Source organism: Streptomyces sp. JNUCC 64 (assembly GCF_054484115.1).
Window position 1 is genome coordinate 878,221 of sequence record NZ_CM137015.1, and the last position, 14,136, is coordinate 892,356.

9 protein-coding genes are annotated in these 14,136 nt (G+C 75.2%); 7 read left to right on the forward strand and 2 right to left on the reverse strand.

All coding sequences use genetic code 11. The features are described 5' to 3' along the window. The first annotated feature begins 227 nt into the window (after positions 1–227). A complete protein-coding gene (locus tag ACVWNX_RS03340; protein WP_454412346.1) occupies positions 228–509 on the forward strand; it encodes a heavy-metal-associated domain-containing protein in 282 nt (93 codons plus the stop codon). A 58-nt stretch (positions 510–567) separates the two neighbouring features. On the opposite strand, the gene ACVWNX_RS03345 is transcribed toward ACVWNX_RS03340, so the two are convergent. Beyond that, positions 568–1,959, reverse strand: a complete 1,392-nt coding sequence (locus tag ACVWNX_RS03345) for a S41 family peptidase (protein ID WP_454412347.1) — start codon at positions 1,957–1,959, stop codon at positions 568–570. Between the two features lie 536 nt (positions 1,960–2,495). Between ACVWNX_RS03345 and ACVWNX_RS03350 the strand changes: the two genes are divergently transcribed. Further along, entirely contained in the window at positions 2,496–3,890 is a 1,395-nt protein-coding gene (locus tag ACVWNX_RS03350) for a cellulose binding domain-containing protein (protein WP_454412348.1), read from the forward strand. 149 nt (positions 3,891–4,039) lie between these two features. Next, the gene (locus ACVWNX_RS03355) at positions 4,040–5,434 is read left to right on the forward strand and encodes a chloride channel protein (protein ID WP_454412349.1); all 1,395 of its coding nucleotides are present in this window, start codon (positions 4,040–4,042) and stop codon (positions 5,432–5,434) included. 191 nt (positions 5,435–5,625) lie between these two features. Here the strand turns inward: ACVWNX_RS03355 and ACVWNX_RS03360 are convergent, their stop codons facing one another. Further along, the gene (locus ACVWNX_RS03360) at positions 5,626–6,501 is read right to left on the reverse strand and encodes an MBL fold metallo-hydrolase (RefSeq protein ID WP_454412350.1); all 876 of its coding nucleotides are present in this window, start codon (positions 6,499–6,501) and stop codon (positions 5,626–5,628) included. A gap of 218 nt (positions 6,502–6,719) precedes the next feature. Here ACVWNX_RS03360 and ACVWNX_RS03365 point away from each other — a divergent pair, with 218 nt between their 5' ends. The 4 genes from ACVWNX_RS03365 to ACVWNX_RS03380 all read left to right on the forward strand — a co-directional run bounded on the left by ACVWNX_RS03365 (position 6,720) and on the right by ACVWNX_RS03380 (position 14,122). Continuing rightward, positions 6,720–7,148 carry a MarR family winged helix-turn-helix transcriptional regulator gene (locus ACVWNX_RS03365; RefSeq protein ID WP_454412351.1) on the forward strand — a complete coding sequence of 143 codons (429 nt, stop codon included), beginning with the start codon at positions 6,720–6,722 and terminating at the stop codon, positions 7,146–7,148. Between the two features lie 108 nt (positions 7,149–7,256). Further along, on the forward strand, positions 7,257–8,405 hold the full coding sequence (locus tag ACVWNX_RS03370) for a helix-turn-helix transcriptional regulator (protein ID WP_459016894.1): 1,149 nt from the start codon (positions 7,257–7,259) through the stop codon (positions 8,403–8,405). Between the two features lie 404 nt (positions 8,406–8,809). Then, the gene (locus ACVWNX_RS03375; protein ID WP_454414614.1) at positions 8,810–9,889 is read left to right on the forward strand and encodes a response regulator; all 1,080 of its coding nucleotides are present in this window, start codon (positions 8,810–8,812) and stop codon (positions 9,887–9,889) included. Between the two features lie 435 nt (positions 9,890–10,324). Further along, positions 10,325–14,122, forward strand: coding sequence for an nSTAND1 domain-containing NTPase (locus ACVWNX_RS03380; RefSeq protein ID WP_454412352.1), 3,798 nt, complete (start codon positions 10,325–10,327; stop codon positions 14,120–14,122). Positions 14,123–14,136 lie beyond the last annotated feature (14 nt).

Consider the following 14,136-nt stretch of genomic DNA (forward strand, 5'->3'; position numbering starts at 1 on the left):
ACGGGGCCGGGCGAGTGGCACGGCGGGGCGGGCGGGCGGCCACCTCCCCGGGCGACCACCTTGCCTCAGATACCGGGTGGGGGTATAAATACGGAGGACGCGGGGATACCCCCCGGGGGTCTCTCTGAGCCCCCCGGGCCCCCCGGGCCCCCTGACCTCCGGTCTCCGGTCTCCGGCGGGATCCCCCGCGTTCGCCGCCCGCACACGACTCCCAGGAGGAAACCACCATGTCGTCCTGCTGCTCCACCGACGGCAACTGCTCCACCAGCGCGGCCACCGAGTCCGCCACGGACGGCCGCACCACCGTCTACCAGGTGTCCGGCATGACGTGCGGCCACTGCAAGTCCTCGGTGTCCAAGGCGGTCGGCGACCTCGACGGCGTCCGGTCCGTGGACGTCGACGTCGCGACCGGGCGGGTCACCGTGACGACGGGCGGCGAGCCGGACGACGCGCTGATCGCCCGGGCCGTGGACGAGGCCGGGTACGAGGTCACCGGCCGGGCCGCCTGAGCCGGAACGTCGGCCCGACCGACCGACGGGCCGACGCCCGCTCCGGACCCGGAGGGGATCAGCGGCGGCGGGTGAGCAGCGCGGTGGCGCGGTCGAAGGCCGAGTCGCGGTTCGCCGCGAACTCCTCCTCGGTGAAGACCGGCACGGCGATGCCAGGGGGGATGCCCGGCCCCTCGAAGGAGCGGCCCCGGGGATCGGTGTACCGCTCGTTGGAGAGGCCGAAGGACCACCCGTTCGACAGGGTGCGGGGGAGAATGTCGGAGAAGATCCCCTGGGTGTTCTCCCCGATCAGGGTGGTGGGGGCGGGGCGTTCGTCCAGGGCGTGGGTGAACGTCTCCCCCGCGCTGACCGTCGAGCCGCCGATGAGGACCGCGACCGGCCCGTCGTAGCGGGGCGCGCCCGGCGCGGGCTTCACCTTGACGGTCTGCGGCCGGGTGAAGCGGGTCGCGTCCCGGGGGTCGTTGCGGGCCTGCTTGGCGAACGCGGGGTAGGAGCGGTCGGTGAGCCGGGAGGCCACCGCGAGGCCGAGGCCGTCGTACCCTCCGGCGTTGACCCGGACGTCCACGATCAGTCCGCGCCAGCGGTTCGGGCCGCTGGTCCGGGCCCGGGTGACGATCCGGTCGAGGGCCCGTTCCAGCGCGGCGGCGTCGGCCGTGTAGCCGCCGTCGCCCGGGGCGTAGCCCACGAAGCGGTTGATCCGCAGATAGCCGAGGCCGCCGGGCAGGTCCGCGTAGCCGATCGCACCCTGCGCGTACGACTTCAGCCGTGTCCCGCCGAGGTCCCGGCGCTCGATGAACCGCCGGGTGCGCTTCTCCAGTGCCTCGTCCGGTTCCCTGGTTCCCGGGCGGCCCACCTGGGCGGAACGGTTCAGCTCCGGGGCCTCCAGGGAGACGTGGCCGTCCCGCAGCGGCTCGGTCATCTCGGCGAGCACGTCGAAGAGTTCGTCGGGGGTGGTCCCCGCGTGGACGCGCGGCCGGTAGGTGTCGCGGACCTCGCGCCAGTCGACGCCCCGGGTCCGGAAGAACGCGTAGTTCTCCTGGAACGTCCGCCAGAACACGTCGAACGCGGCGCGGGGGCCGGTGGGTTGGGGCCGCTCGCAGCGCTTCGGCAGGGCGGCGATCCGTTCGAGGCCCCGGGCGCCCACGGTGCCGTGGATCCGCAGGGTGGCCCGGGTGCCGGACCGGGGACGCACGGTCAGGGTGAGACCGTCCGCCGAGAACCGGGCCGCGCCGTCGGTCCCCGTCCTCCCCTCGCGCGGCATGGTCAGCGCGGGGGCGCAGCTGATCGCCGTGGTGTCCCAGGTGCGCAGCACCCCGTCGCGGACGCCGACGACCATGCCGTAGCCGTCCATCCGCCAGGTCCCCTCGACCGTGCGGGGGGCTCCGGCCTGGTGGCCCGGCACGGCGACGGCCGTGCCGAGGGAGCCGGACAGGGCGAGCGCGACGCCCATCGCCACCCACCCGGACCGCCGGGCCGTCCCCTTCCCGCACCGGGCCGGGGAGCGGTCGTCTCCCCCGGCCGTTTCCGGTGCCGCCGGTCCCGCCGGTCTCCCCGGTGCCGTCGCCGCCGCCGTCGGCGCCTTCGTCGTGACGGTCGCGCCCGTCTTCGGTGTGTGCACGGTGTGCTGTCTCCTCCGTCTTGCCGAACAGCCGTCATCGTGGCGCGTCGGACCCGTCGGCCGGATCAACCCGTGGATTGATAAGGGCGGTTCGGATCCCTAAGGGGGTCCCCCGAGGGGTACCGGTGGTTCCCGGCGCGTTCGCGGTGCGTCCCCGGTGGTTCCGGTGGTTTCCCGGTGCGTCCCCGGTGGCTCCCGGCGAGCGGGACCCCAGTCGGCGGGGGACGAACCGTGATCCATCGGCCTCTCCATCTCGCCTTTCGTACAGGGGAGTTGAAACGCGTCAATGTTCCGTACGATCACGCGGGTGCCGTCCGCCCACGGGGGGCGGCCCGTCCGTCTCAACGTTCAGGAGAGGCAGCGCCACCATGAGAAGACCCCCACACACCCGGCTGCGCGCGCTCGCGGCCGGGGCGCTCGCGACGACCCTCGCCACCTTCGGCCTCGCGGCGCTCCCCACCGCCGCGCAGGCGGCCGGGGGCGGGCTCACCGTGCAGTACCGCACCAGTTCCTCCGGGGCCAGCGCCTCGCAGGCCGCGCCCTGGCTGAAGGTCCGCAACACGGGCACCACCGCCGTCGCGCTCGGTGACGTCAAGCTCCGGTACTACTTCAAGGCCGACTCGGCGCAGACCTCCTACCGGTTCGCCTGCGACTGGGCGGTCAAGGGCTGCGCCAACGTCACCGGCACCTTCGGCACCCTCGCCCGGCCCACGGCCACCGCCGACCGCTATCTGGAGATCGGCTTCACGGCGGGGGCCGGATCGCTGGCCCCGGGCGCCGACACGGGCGACCTCCAGGTGCGGTTCCACCGGACGGACTGGCAGCAGCTCGTCCAGAGCGACGACCACTCCTTCGGCGCGTCCCAGAGCTCCTACGGCGACTGGACGAAGGTCACCGCGCGGGTCGCGGGCACCACCGTATGGGGCACCGAGCCCGGTGGATCGACCGAACCACCGCCCTCCCAGGCACTGTTCGACGACTTCGCCTACTCCTCCCACACCGACCCCAAGCTCGGCGCGAACGGCTGGCAGCTGCGGTCCTGGGGCGGCGGACCCGGGGTGGCGGGCGCGACCTGGTCGCCGAAGAACATCGCGTTCTCCCAGGAGGGCGGCTCCTCCCTGATGACGCTGAAGGCGTCCACCTCGGGCGCGGCGGCCAACACCGAGCAGGCCGAGATCTCCACGACCTCGATGAAGTTCAAGAACGGCACCTACGCGGCGCGGGTGAAGTTCAGCGACGCGCCGGTCCAGGGCCCGGACGGCGACCACGTCGTCCAGACCTTCTTCTCGATCAACGACCTCAAGGCCCCACTCGCCGACGACTACGCCGAGTACGACTTCGAGTACCTGCCCAACGGCGGCTGGGGAGAGACCTCGAACGCGTTCTACGGCACCTCCTGGGAGACCTACCACCCGACCACCGGTCAGCTCGTCAACACCCACACGGTCGCCCGCAGCAGCCACGCGGGCTGGCACGACCTGGTCTTCACCATCGACGGCAATGACATCCGGTACTACGTGGACGGCCAGCTGTTCGGCACGCACGGCTCGGCGTACCTGCCCGAGCGGGCCATGCTCCTCAGCTTCAACCAGTGGTTCACCGGGCTGACGGCGACCGGCACCGCGCCCCGCTCCTACGAGCAGCAGGTCGACTACGTGCTGCACGTCAAGGACGAGGTCCTGACCCCGGCCCAGGTGGCCGCCCGGGTCGGCGCCTACCGCGCGGCGGGCACCACGTTCACGGACAACGTGACGGCGGGCTGACCTTCCGCCCCGGCGGGACGGAGGCGCTCCGGACGGCACCGGGGCGCCTCCGTACGGCCCCCCGGAGGTGCCGGGGAGCCGGTCCTGGCGGAGTCTGGACCGGACACGCGGCACCGCGTGTCCGGTGCGCGCAGGAGGCGGGGTCCCGGATGACGCAGACGGCGGAGCCCGACGGGGCGCGTCCGGTCGGCGAGGTGCTCCGGGACCCCGGCTATCTGCGGCTGCTGCTGTTGTCGGCGCTGCTCGGGGTGCCGCTGTCGTTCGCCGCCTTCGGCTTCGTCACCCTGGAGCACGCCGTCCAGAACGGGCTCTGGGAGCGTCTGCCGCACCGGCTGGGGTACGGGACCGCCCCCTGGTGGTGGCCGCTGCCGCTGCTGGCCGTCGGCGGGACGGTCACCGCGTTCGTCGTCACCCGGCTGCCCGGGGGCGGCGGACACGTTCCGGCCCGGGGGCTGAGCGGAAAGGCGACCGCGCCGTCCGCGCTGCCCGGGGTGGTGCTCGCCGGTGTCGCCTCGCTGGCCTTCGGGGCGGTACTGGGGCCCGAGGCCCCGCTGATGGCGATCGGCAGCGGCCTCGCGCTGCTCGCGGTCCGCTCCGCGCGCCGGGAGCGCGCGCCCCGGCTGGTGGCGGTGCTGGGGGCGGCGGGCTCGGCCACCGCGATCTCCACCGTGTTCGGCAGTCCGCTGGTGGCCGCCGTACTGATCATCGAGGCCGCCGGGCTCGGCGGACCGGGGCTGCTGGCACTGGTCCTGCCCAGTCTGCTCGCCAGCGGGGTGGGCGCCCTGGTCTTCACCGGTTTCGGCCGCTGGACGGGGCTCGACACGGGCGGTCTGACGCTGCCCTCGGTACCGCCCGACGACGCGCTGGAGGCCGGGGACTTCCTGTGGGGGGTGCCGCTGGCGGCGGTGATCGCGGTGGTGGTGACCGCCGCGGTGGCCTTGGGCGTCCGGGCCGCCGACTGGACGGCGCGCCGTCCCGGACCGCGCACCGTGCTCGGGGCGCTGGTGGTCGGGGCGCTGGTGGTCGGGGCGCTGCTCGCCGGGTACGGGCTGTGCAGCGGCCGTTCGCCCGAAGAGGCCGCGCTGTCCGGGCAGGAGATGCTGGCCCGGCTGGCCGCCGACCCCACGGCCTGGTCGGTCGGTGCCCTGCTGTGGCTGCTGCTCTTCAAGGGGTTCGCCTGGGCCGTCTCCCTCGGGGTGCTGCGCGGCGGCCCGATCTTCCCGGCGGTGCTGCTCGGTCCGGCGCTCGCCCTGGTCTTCGCGGGGCTGCCCGGCTTCGGGGTGACGACCGCCCTGGCCGTGGGGATGGTCTCGGCCGCGGCGGCGGTGACCCGGCTGCCGGTGACCGCGGCGGTGCTGGCCGCCCTGTTGCTGGGGCCGGACGCCGGGGAGCAGATGGCGGTCGTCCTGGTCTGTTCGGTGGTCGCCTTCGGAACGGGGGAACTGCTGCGTTCGCTGCGGGGGCGCGGGGGTCCGGGCGGCGGGGACGGACCGCACCCGCCGCCCGGACCCGGACCGGCTGGTACCCGGACCGCCCCCGGTTGAGCCCCCGGCCCGGCACCGCCGGGGGGACGGGGCCGGGCCGCGCGCCGGGGAATCCCCGGGGGGCGGCCCGAGCCGTTCCCTCGGGCACGGCGACGGAGTCACCCCCACCCGTCTCCTCGACGCCTCGCACCTCTCGCACCTCTCGCGCCTCACCCGTCTGACGTCTGACGTCCGGCGTCCGGCGTCCGCGATCAGACGTCCAGGGGGCGCCAGACGAATCCGTCGCCGTCGCGCCGGACCCGGCCGAACGCCAGGCCGGCGAAGTGGACGCCGAAGCCGATGGTGTCGGGTTCCGCCAGTTCCCCGACGAGCGCGCGACGGTGGTCGGCGGCGCGCGCGGGGTCGTGGTCGAAGGCGCTGGACCACTCGGGGTGGGCGACCTGGACCGGGGAGTGCAGGGAGTCGCCGAAGGCGATCAGCCGACGCCCGCCGGAGGTGATGACGTACTCGGTGTGTCCGGGCGAGTGCCCGGTGGTGATCCGCGCCCGTACGCCCGGGAAGACCTCCTGTCCGTCGGTAAGGGTACGGATCCGTGGGGTCAGACCCTCGACCTCCGCCGCCTCCAGGAGGTCGCGCCGGGCCCATTCCGGTTCCGACGCCAGGTAGTCGGCGTGGGCGAACGCGGGCCGGTCGCCGCCGGGGGCGGGGTGCCAGGCCCAGCCGGTGTGGTCGGGGTGCAGATGGGTGAAGGCCACCGCCTCGATCCGCTCCGGCCCCCGGCCGAGCCGGGCCAGACCGTCCAGCAGCGCGCCCCCGTGGATCGCGCCGCGCGGGCCGTCCGGGGCAGGCGGCCAGGACCGGGGCCCGAACCCCGCGTCGATCAGCAGCGCGCGGTCGCCGTTCTCCACCAGCAGGCCGCCGAGGCTCGCCACCAGGTCGCCGGACGGGTCCAGCGACCCGGGGTGGGCGGCCCACGCCTCGTCGGTCGCGTCGGGGATCAGATCGCGCGGTCTCAGCCGCACCGATCCGTCCGGCACGTAGGACACCGTCGTGTCGCCCAGCCGCAGCGAACGGACGCCGGTCGGCCCGGGGGGCCGTTCGTCCCGGTCGGTCGTGGAGTGCGTCATGTCCCTCTCCCCTGTGTTCCGTGGTGTTCGGTCGTGCGCCATCGGGTCGTCGCCCGCCCCGGAGCCCGAGCGGCCCCCCGGAACGCCTCTGGAGCGCTCCCCGGGGCAACGGTGAAGACCATAAGCATCAAGTTAGAACCATGCAAGCTAGAATCTTGCAAGCTAGAAATATATGAGCTGGAAATGTCCTTGCTTGATGGGCTTGTTAGGGTGAGTGCATGACGACGCCCTCGGAGCCGCACGTCATCGCCGAGCGGGAGCTGTGCTGCCTGGTGAACCGGCTGGCCCAGCGGATCTCCGACCACGTACGCGAACACGCCGTCACCCTGGGGCTCACCACGGCCCAGGCGACCGCGCTGCGGGAGATGACCGGGCCGATGACCATGCGGGAGCTCGCCTCGCGCATGGGCTGCGAGCCCTCCAACGCCACGTTCGTCATCGACAAGCTGGAGAACCAGGGCCTGGTCGAACGCCGCGCCCACCCCACCGACCGCCGCGCCAAGCACCTCGTCCTCACCACGGCGGGCAGCGCCTCCCGCGAGCGGCTCCTCGGACTCCTCGTCCAGGACTCGCCGCTGGCCGGTCTCGACTCCGAACAGCAGCGCGTCCTCCGGAGCCTGCTCGAACGAGCCGTGACGGGTACCTAGACCGTCCCCTACGGACCGGCCGTCCCTTACGGACCGGCTCCGTACGGCGGTGCGCCGGTGACATGACCAGGACCGCCACGGTCCTGGTCATCGGGGACACTTCCGGATGTGATCAGCTCCTCCGCCCGACTGCTGCGCCTGGTCGCCCTGCTGTCCACCCGGCCGACGTGGACCTGCCGCGAACTCGCCGAACGGATGGCGGTCACCGACCGCACGGTCCGGCGGGACATCGCCCGGCTGCGGGACCTCGGCTACGGCGTCGAATCCGACCCCGGCCCCTGGGGCGGCTACCGCCTCGGCGGTGGCACCCGGGTGCCACCGCTGGTCCTCGACGACGAGGAGGCGCTCGCCGTCGCCGTCGCCCTGCGGGAGGCCGCGCTCAGCGGCGTCCTGGGCGACGACCGGAGCGCGCTGTCGGCACTGGGCAAACTGCGGAGGGTCCTTCCGCCCCGGATCGCGGACCGGCTGGGCGAGATGGACGCGACCTTCGTCCACACCCCCCGGTCCGGGGGACCCCAGCTCCCGCCCGGTGTGCTGCGGGAGCTGGCCGCCGCCTGCCGCCGGGGCGAGCGCGCCCGGCTGGCGTACCGCGACCACGCCGGGAACGAGACGGTCCGGGACGTCGATCCCTACCGTCTGGTGCACACCGGCCGCCGCTGGTACTTCGTCGCCCGGGACGTGGCCAAGGACCAGTGGCGGACGTTCCGGGCCGACCGGGTGGTGCGGGTGCGGTCCACCGGAGCCGCCGTCGAACTCGGTGACCCGCCCGACCCGGCGCTCCTCGTCTCCCGGTCCATCGCGGGCGTGGTGTACCCGCTCTACGTCACGGTCCGGCTGCCGCACCCCCTCGACCGGGCGCTGCGGATCGTCCCGCCCACCATCGGCGCCCACCACCCGGACGGTCCCCACGCCACCGTCGTCGAGATCGGCGGCAACGACGTCGACCAGCTCGTCACGTACCTCCTCGGCCTGGGCACCCCCCTGCGGGTGCTGTCACCGGACCCGGTGCGCGAGGAACTGCTGCGCCGCCTGCGGGAGCTGTCGGAGGACAACGGGGGCCGGGACGGGGCGGGTCGAACAGGTGAACCGACCGAGCCGGACGGGTCGGACGGGCCGGGCGGGGTGGATGAGCGGGGCAAGCCGGACAGGCCGGATGGGCTGGACGGGCCTGACGGGGTGGGCGGGCCGGATGAGCGGCGCGAGCCAGACAGGCCAGACGGGTCGGGCGGGTCGGACGCGTCGGGCGGGCCTGGGTAGGGGCCCGCCCCGCCCGCTCCCGCCCCGTACCCGGCGCCCCCACGACGCCTCCGCCTCCGGATCCGGTGTCCGCCGATGGCCGGAACCGGCCCGCGCCGACGGGCGGGTTCCGCCCGTCCAGTGTTGCCGATCCCGGTGTTGCCGGGCGCAACGGTCCCCGCGCCCTCCATGCTGTGCCTCGCCCCCACGGCTTCCGTCGGAGGACGCCGGGGTGCGCCGGGCCGCGCCCGGGGACAGCCGCCGTCCCGGTGGGGACGGCGGAGTGAGGAGAACGCATGAACAGGTCGCTGCCCCCGGCGGGGACGGATTCCGGACCGCCGCCCGGCGGCGTCCCGGTGGGGACGGCCGTCCAGACGGCCGGGAAGCGCGCGGCCGGGCGGAGCGGCCCCGGCGGACTGCGCCCCCTGGCGACGGACCTCACACGGGAGTCACGGGCGCTGGCCCAGGCGTTGCGCGAGCTGTTCGACGGACTGGACGTGTCCGTACGGCGGTACGCGGCGCGCCGCCGCCGGGATCCGGGGACCTTCTCCCGCTACCTCAGCGGTTCCCGGGTGCCGCCCTGGGAGGTGGTGGTGGACCTGCTCACCGACCTCGCCGAGCACCGGGGCACGCCCGCCACCCCGAGGGCCGTCGCGCTGCTGCGCGATCTGCACCGGGCGGCGGTCGCCACCGGGGCCTCGCCCCGGCACGCGGTGGAGGTGCTGGAGCGTCAACTGGCGGACGCCGACCGGGACTCCCGGCTGTCCACCGCCCACGGCGACGCGCTCGGCGAGGCGCTGCTGGACCGGAAGCACCGGATCGCGGACCTGGAGGTGCGGCTCGGCCAGCTGGAGGCCGAGTGGAGCGCCGAGCGGGCCCGTGCCGACGCCCTGGCGGCGGCCCGCCCCGATGTGTCGGAGCTGCTGCGGGAGCGCGATCTGCTGCAGGAGGAGGTGGCGCGGCTCGCGACCGAGCTGCGGGAGGCCCGTGAGCGGCACGAGGAGGCCGAGGAGCGGTGCGTCCTGCTGGAACGCCAGTTGGAGGCCGTGGAGCGGGTGCGGCGGGGCGCGGCGCTGCCCGTCACCGCGGCGCCGGGGGGCCGACGGCTGCCCAAGGTGCTCGTGGTGGACGACCAGGCGGACAACCTGCTGGCCATGACGGCGGTCCTGGCCACCCTGGACCAGGAGCTGGTGGCGGTGTCCTCCGGGCGGGAGGCGTTGAAGGCGCTGCTGGACGACGACGACTTCGCCGTCATCATCATGGACGTGCAGATGCCCGGCATGGACGGGTACGAGACCGCCGCGCACATCAAGCGGCGGCCCCGCACCCGGGACGTTCCGATCATCTTCCTCACGGCGATGGGGGTGGACCCGGAGCACTCCGCCCGTGGGTACGCCGCCGGTGCCGTCGACTACCTCGGCAAACCGTTCGACCCGTGGGCGCTGCGGGCCAAGGTCGCCGTGTTCACCGGGATCTATCTGGAGCGCAGGGCCGTGGGGCGGTGAGTCGTCGCCCCCGGGCGCGGGGGCGCGGTGGAGCGCAGGGGCCGCCCCCGCCCGTCCGCCGCCACGGGGCCTTCCCCTGGGTGTCCGCCGTCGCGGCCGGGTCAGCCGTCACCCGGACGGTCGCCGGCCGGCCGGATCGCCCCCGGTCGCCGGGGGCGCCGTTCCGGAGCGCGGAGACGGCCTCCTCGGACACTTTCGATCGACTGACGAGCATCTGTGTTCGCTCCTCAACTGGGTTCGGTCACGGTCTGATGTCATAGGTGATCGCGCACTCCGGTGGCCTTGGTGTTCCCCCTGGCCATCGGGGTGTGGAACCGATTCCAACGGATCCGGCGATGTTCGGAAATCCCGTTCCGCGCTGTCCGAACAATGCCTTGGCACGACCGGACCCGCTGCCGAATGATCGGCCGGGGACGGGACGCGATGAGGTGGTCGATGGCAGGGCGTCGGGAACGGCCGTTGGAACCGGGCACGGAACCCGTCCACGCGTTCGCGCGGGAACTGCGCGCGCTGCGGTCGGCCACGGGAGGGGTCACCTACCGGGAGATGGCGCGCCGGGCCCACTACTCGGTGAGCACCCTCTCCCAGGCCGCCGCCGGACAGCAGCTCCCCTCCCTCCCCGTGGCGCTGGCCTACGCGGCGGCGTGCGGGGGCGACCGGGAGGAGTGGGAGGCCCGCTGGCGCCGGGCGGCGGACGAACTCGCCCGACGGACCGCCCGGGCCCTCGCGGAGGAGGACGGTTCCGATCCGCCGTACCGGGGGCTGGCCCGTTACGAGACCGGGGACCGGGCGCTGTTCTTCGGCCGGGACCACTTGGTGGACCGGCTGGCCGCGACCCTGGCCGCGCACCGGTTCGTGATGGTCACGGGCGCCTCCGGCAGCGGCAAGTCGTCCCTGCTGCGGGCCGGGCTGATCCCCCGTCTCCAGCACCCGGGCGACGGCACCGGGCCGGGGCCCGACGGTGACGGCAGCGGGCGGCCGTGCGCCGCCGTGCGGGTGCTGACCCCGGGCCCCCGTCCGGCGAGCACCCACGCCGGAGCCCTCACCCCGGCGACGGGCACGGACGGCACGGCGGACCCGGACGGCGATCCCCGGCGACCGGGGGACACCGTCGTGATCGTCGACCAGTTCGAGGAGGTGTTCACCCTCTGCCGGGACCCGGAGGAGCGGGCCCGGTTCCTGGAGCTGCTGCTGGCCGCCCGGGACCCGGACGGCGGGCTGCGGATCGTCGTCGCCGTGCGCGCCGACTTCTACGGGCACGTCAGCGAGCACCCGGCGCTGGTGGACGTGTTGCGCGAGGCGCATCTGCCGATCGGGCCGATGACCCCCGCCGAGCTGCGGCAGACCGTCGTGGGGCCCGCCCGGACGGCGCGGCTGGTGGTCGAGCGGGAGCTGACCGCCCGGATCGTGGAGGACGGCGCGGGCCAGCCCGGCTCGCTGCCGCTGATGTCGCACGCGCTGCTGGAGACCTGGCGCCGCCGCCAGGGCCGGACCCTCACCCTGGCCGCCTACGAGGCGATCGGCGGGGTGCACGGCGCGGTGGCGGACACCGCCGAGGAGACCTACGTACGGCTCACTCCCCCGCAGGCCGCGCACGCCCGCCGGATCCTGCTGCGGCTGATCACCCCCGGTCAGGGCGCCCAGGACACCCGTCGCCCCGCGCCCCGGGCGGAGTTGGAGGCCGGGCACCCCCGGGAGGCCGCGGTCGTCCTGGAGCACCTCGCCCGCGCCCGGCTGATCACCCTGGACGGCGGGGTCGCCGACCTGGCGCACGAGGCGCTCATCACGGCCTGGCCCCGGCTGCGGAACTGGATCGCCGAGGACCGCGAGGGGCTGGCCGTCCACCGCGAACTGACCGAGGCCGCCGCGGCCTGGCACGGACTCGCCCGTGACCAGGGGGCGCTGTACCGGGGGGTCCGGCTGGCGGTGGCCCGGGAGTGGCTGGGCCGGGACGACCGCGCCGCCACGCTGACCCCGCTGGAGCGGGAGTTCCTGGAGACCAGCGCGGCGACCGAGGACTCCGAACGGGCCCGGGTGCTGCGGCGCAACCGTCAGCTGCGGTGGCTGTCGGCGGGGCTGGCGCTGCTGCTGGTGGTGCTGACCGGGGTGAGCGTGGTCGCCCTGCGTCAGCGGCAGCGGGCGGTCGAGGCGCAGTGGACCGCCCTCTCCCGGCAGTTGGCGTCCCAGGCGCTGCGGCTGGCCGGGGTGCGGCCGGGCACGGCCATGCTGCTGAGCCTGGAGGCGTACCGCGCGGCACGGACCCCGGAGGCGCGCGGCACCCTGCTGAGCATGTCCACCCGCCGGGTCTACCAGGCCGAGCTGACGGGCCACGAGGACGCGGTGTCGGAGGTGGACTTCGGGCCGGGGGGAAGGATGGCGAGCGTCAGCCGGGACGGCACGCTGGCCCTGTGGGGGCCCCGGGACCGCACTCCGCGCGCCCGGCTGGCCAACCACGCCACCTGGCTGCGGGCGGTCGACTTCGCCCCCGACGGACGCACCGTGGCGACCGCGGGCGACGACGGGAAGGTGGTCCTGTGGGACACCGCCGCCCGCGCTCCGGCACTGACCCTCGCGGTGCGCCGGGAGCAGTTCCGCACGGTCGCGTTCAGCCCCGACGGGCGCACCCTGGCGGCGGCCGGGACGGGCCGCCGGGTGGTGCTGTGGGACGTCCGCCGCGACGACCGGGGCGTCACCGCGCGGCAGACGCCCCGGCGGATCCTCACCGGGCACTCCGGGCCGGTGTGGGCGGCGGTGTTCGCCCCGGACGGACGGACCCTGGCGACCTCGGGGGCGGACCGGACGGTCCGGCTGTGGCACGCCGCGTCCGGGCGTCCGCTCGCCGTGCTGCGGGGGCACTCCCGCTCGGTGGACGCGGTCGACTTCAGCCCCGACGGGCGCACCCTGGCCAGCGGCGGCCAGGACCGGACCGTCCGGCTGTGGGACCTCCGGCGGCGGACTCCGATCGTCACCCTGCACGGCCACGGCGATGAGGTGCGCGCGGTGGCGTTCGCCCCGGACGGACGGACCCTGGTCTCCAGCGGTCACGACCAGACGCTGGTGGTGTGGGACCCGGCGCACCGCTCCCGGCTCGCCACGTTCACCGGGCACGACGCGAGCGTGTACAGCGTTTCCTTCCGGCGCAGCGGCACCCTGCTCGCGCTCGGCGGGGAGAGCGGCCGGATCAGCCTCTGGGACGTGGGCCGGGCTCCGCTGACGGGGCACACCAGCCGGGTGAACAAGGTGGTCTACGGGCCGGACGGGCGGAGCCTGGTCACCGCCAGCCGGGACCGGACCGGCGGGGTGTGGGACCCGGGGACGGGCCGTCGCCGCGCGGTGCTGGCGGGCGGCACGGGGGCGTTCCGTTCGGTGGCCGTCAGTCCGGACGGCCGGACCGTGGCGGCGGCGACCGGGGCGTCGCGGGACGCTCCGGTGGCCAGCGGGCGTCCGGCCCGGCGCACCGACCATCCCCTGCTGGTGTGGCCCGCCGGGCGGTCGGGGTCCCCGGTACGGCTCTTCGGGCACTGGCGTCATCTGACCGACGTCGTCTTCAGCCCGGACGGGCGGACGCTCGCGACCAGCGGGGCGGACGGGCGGGTGGTGCTGTGGGATCCGGTGCGGCGGACCCGGCTGGGGTGGTTCGCGGTGGACACCGGCACGGCGGGCACGGCGGTCAACGCGCTCGCGTTCAGTCCGGACGGCAGGCTGCTCGCCACCGCGGGGGCGGACGGGCGGGTGGCGTTGTGGGACCCCCGGCTGCGGGTGCGGATCGCGACGTTCGGCGGTCACACGGCGCCCGTCACCTCGGTGGCGTTCGCCCCGGACGGGACCACGCTGGCCAGTGCCGGACTCGACCAGACGATCCGGCTGTGGGACGTCCGGCGGCGGGCCGGGGACGGCACGCTCGCCAGCGCTCCGGCCAACGCGGTCGCGTTCGGCCCGGACGGCCGGACGCTGGCCGTGGCGACCACCGATTCCGAGGTCGTCCTCTGGGACCTGGCCGACCGGACGCGCCGGGCCACGCTCACCGGGCACACCCGGCAGGTGCGCACCCTGGCCTTCAGCCCGGACGGCCGGACCCTGGCGTCCGCCGGGGACGACCAGACGGTCCGGCTGTGGGACACCGATCCCGACCGCACCCGGCGACGGCTGTGCCGCTCGCTCGGCCGTGACCTCACCGAGGCCGAGTGGCGGCAGTACCTTCCGGGGCTCACCCGCCACCGGACGTGCGGCTGAGGGCCGTGTCCGGA

Excerpts from the sequence above, each read along its gene's own strand:
- ACVWNX_RS03360 (WP_454412350.1), bottom strand. The coding sequence starts at position 6,501 with ATGACGCACTCCACGACCGACCGGGACGAACGGCCCCCCGGGCCGACC.
- ACVWNX_RS03355 (WP_454412349.1), top strand. The coding sequence starts at position 4,040 with ATGACGCAGACGGCGGAGCCCGACGGGGCGCGTCCGGTCGGCGAGGTG.
- ACVWNX_RS03350 (WP_454412348.1), top strand. The coding sequence starts at position 2,496 with ATGAGAAGACCCCCACACACCCGGCTGCGCGCGCTCGCGGCCGGGGCG.
- ACVWNX_RS03345 (WP_454412347.1), bottom strand. The coding sequence starts at position 1,959 with ATGGGCGTCGCGCTCGCCCTGTCCGGCTCCCTCGGCACGGCCGTCGCC.
- ACVWNX_RS03365 (WP_454412351.1), top strand. The coding sequence starts at position 6,720 with ATGACGACGCCCTCGGAGCCGCACGTCATCGCCGAGCGGGAGCTGTGC.
- ACVWNX_RS03340 (WP_454412346.1), top strand. The coding sequence starts at position 228 with ATGTCGTCCTGCTGCTCCACCGACGGCAACTGCTCCACCAGCGCGGCC.
- ACVWNX_RS03380 (WP_454412352.1), top strand. The coding sequence starts at position 10,325 with ATGGCAGGGCGTCGGGAACGGCCGTTGGAACCGGGCACGGAACCCGTC.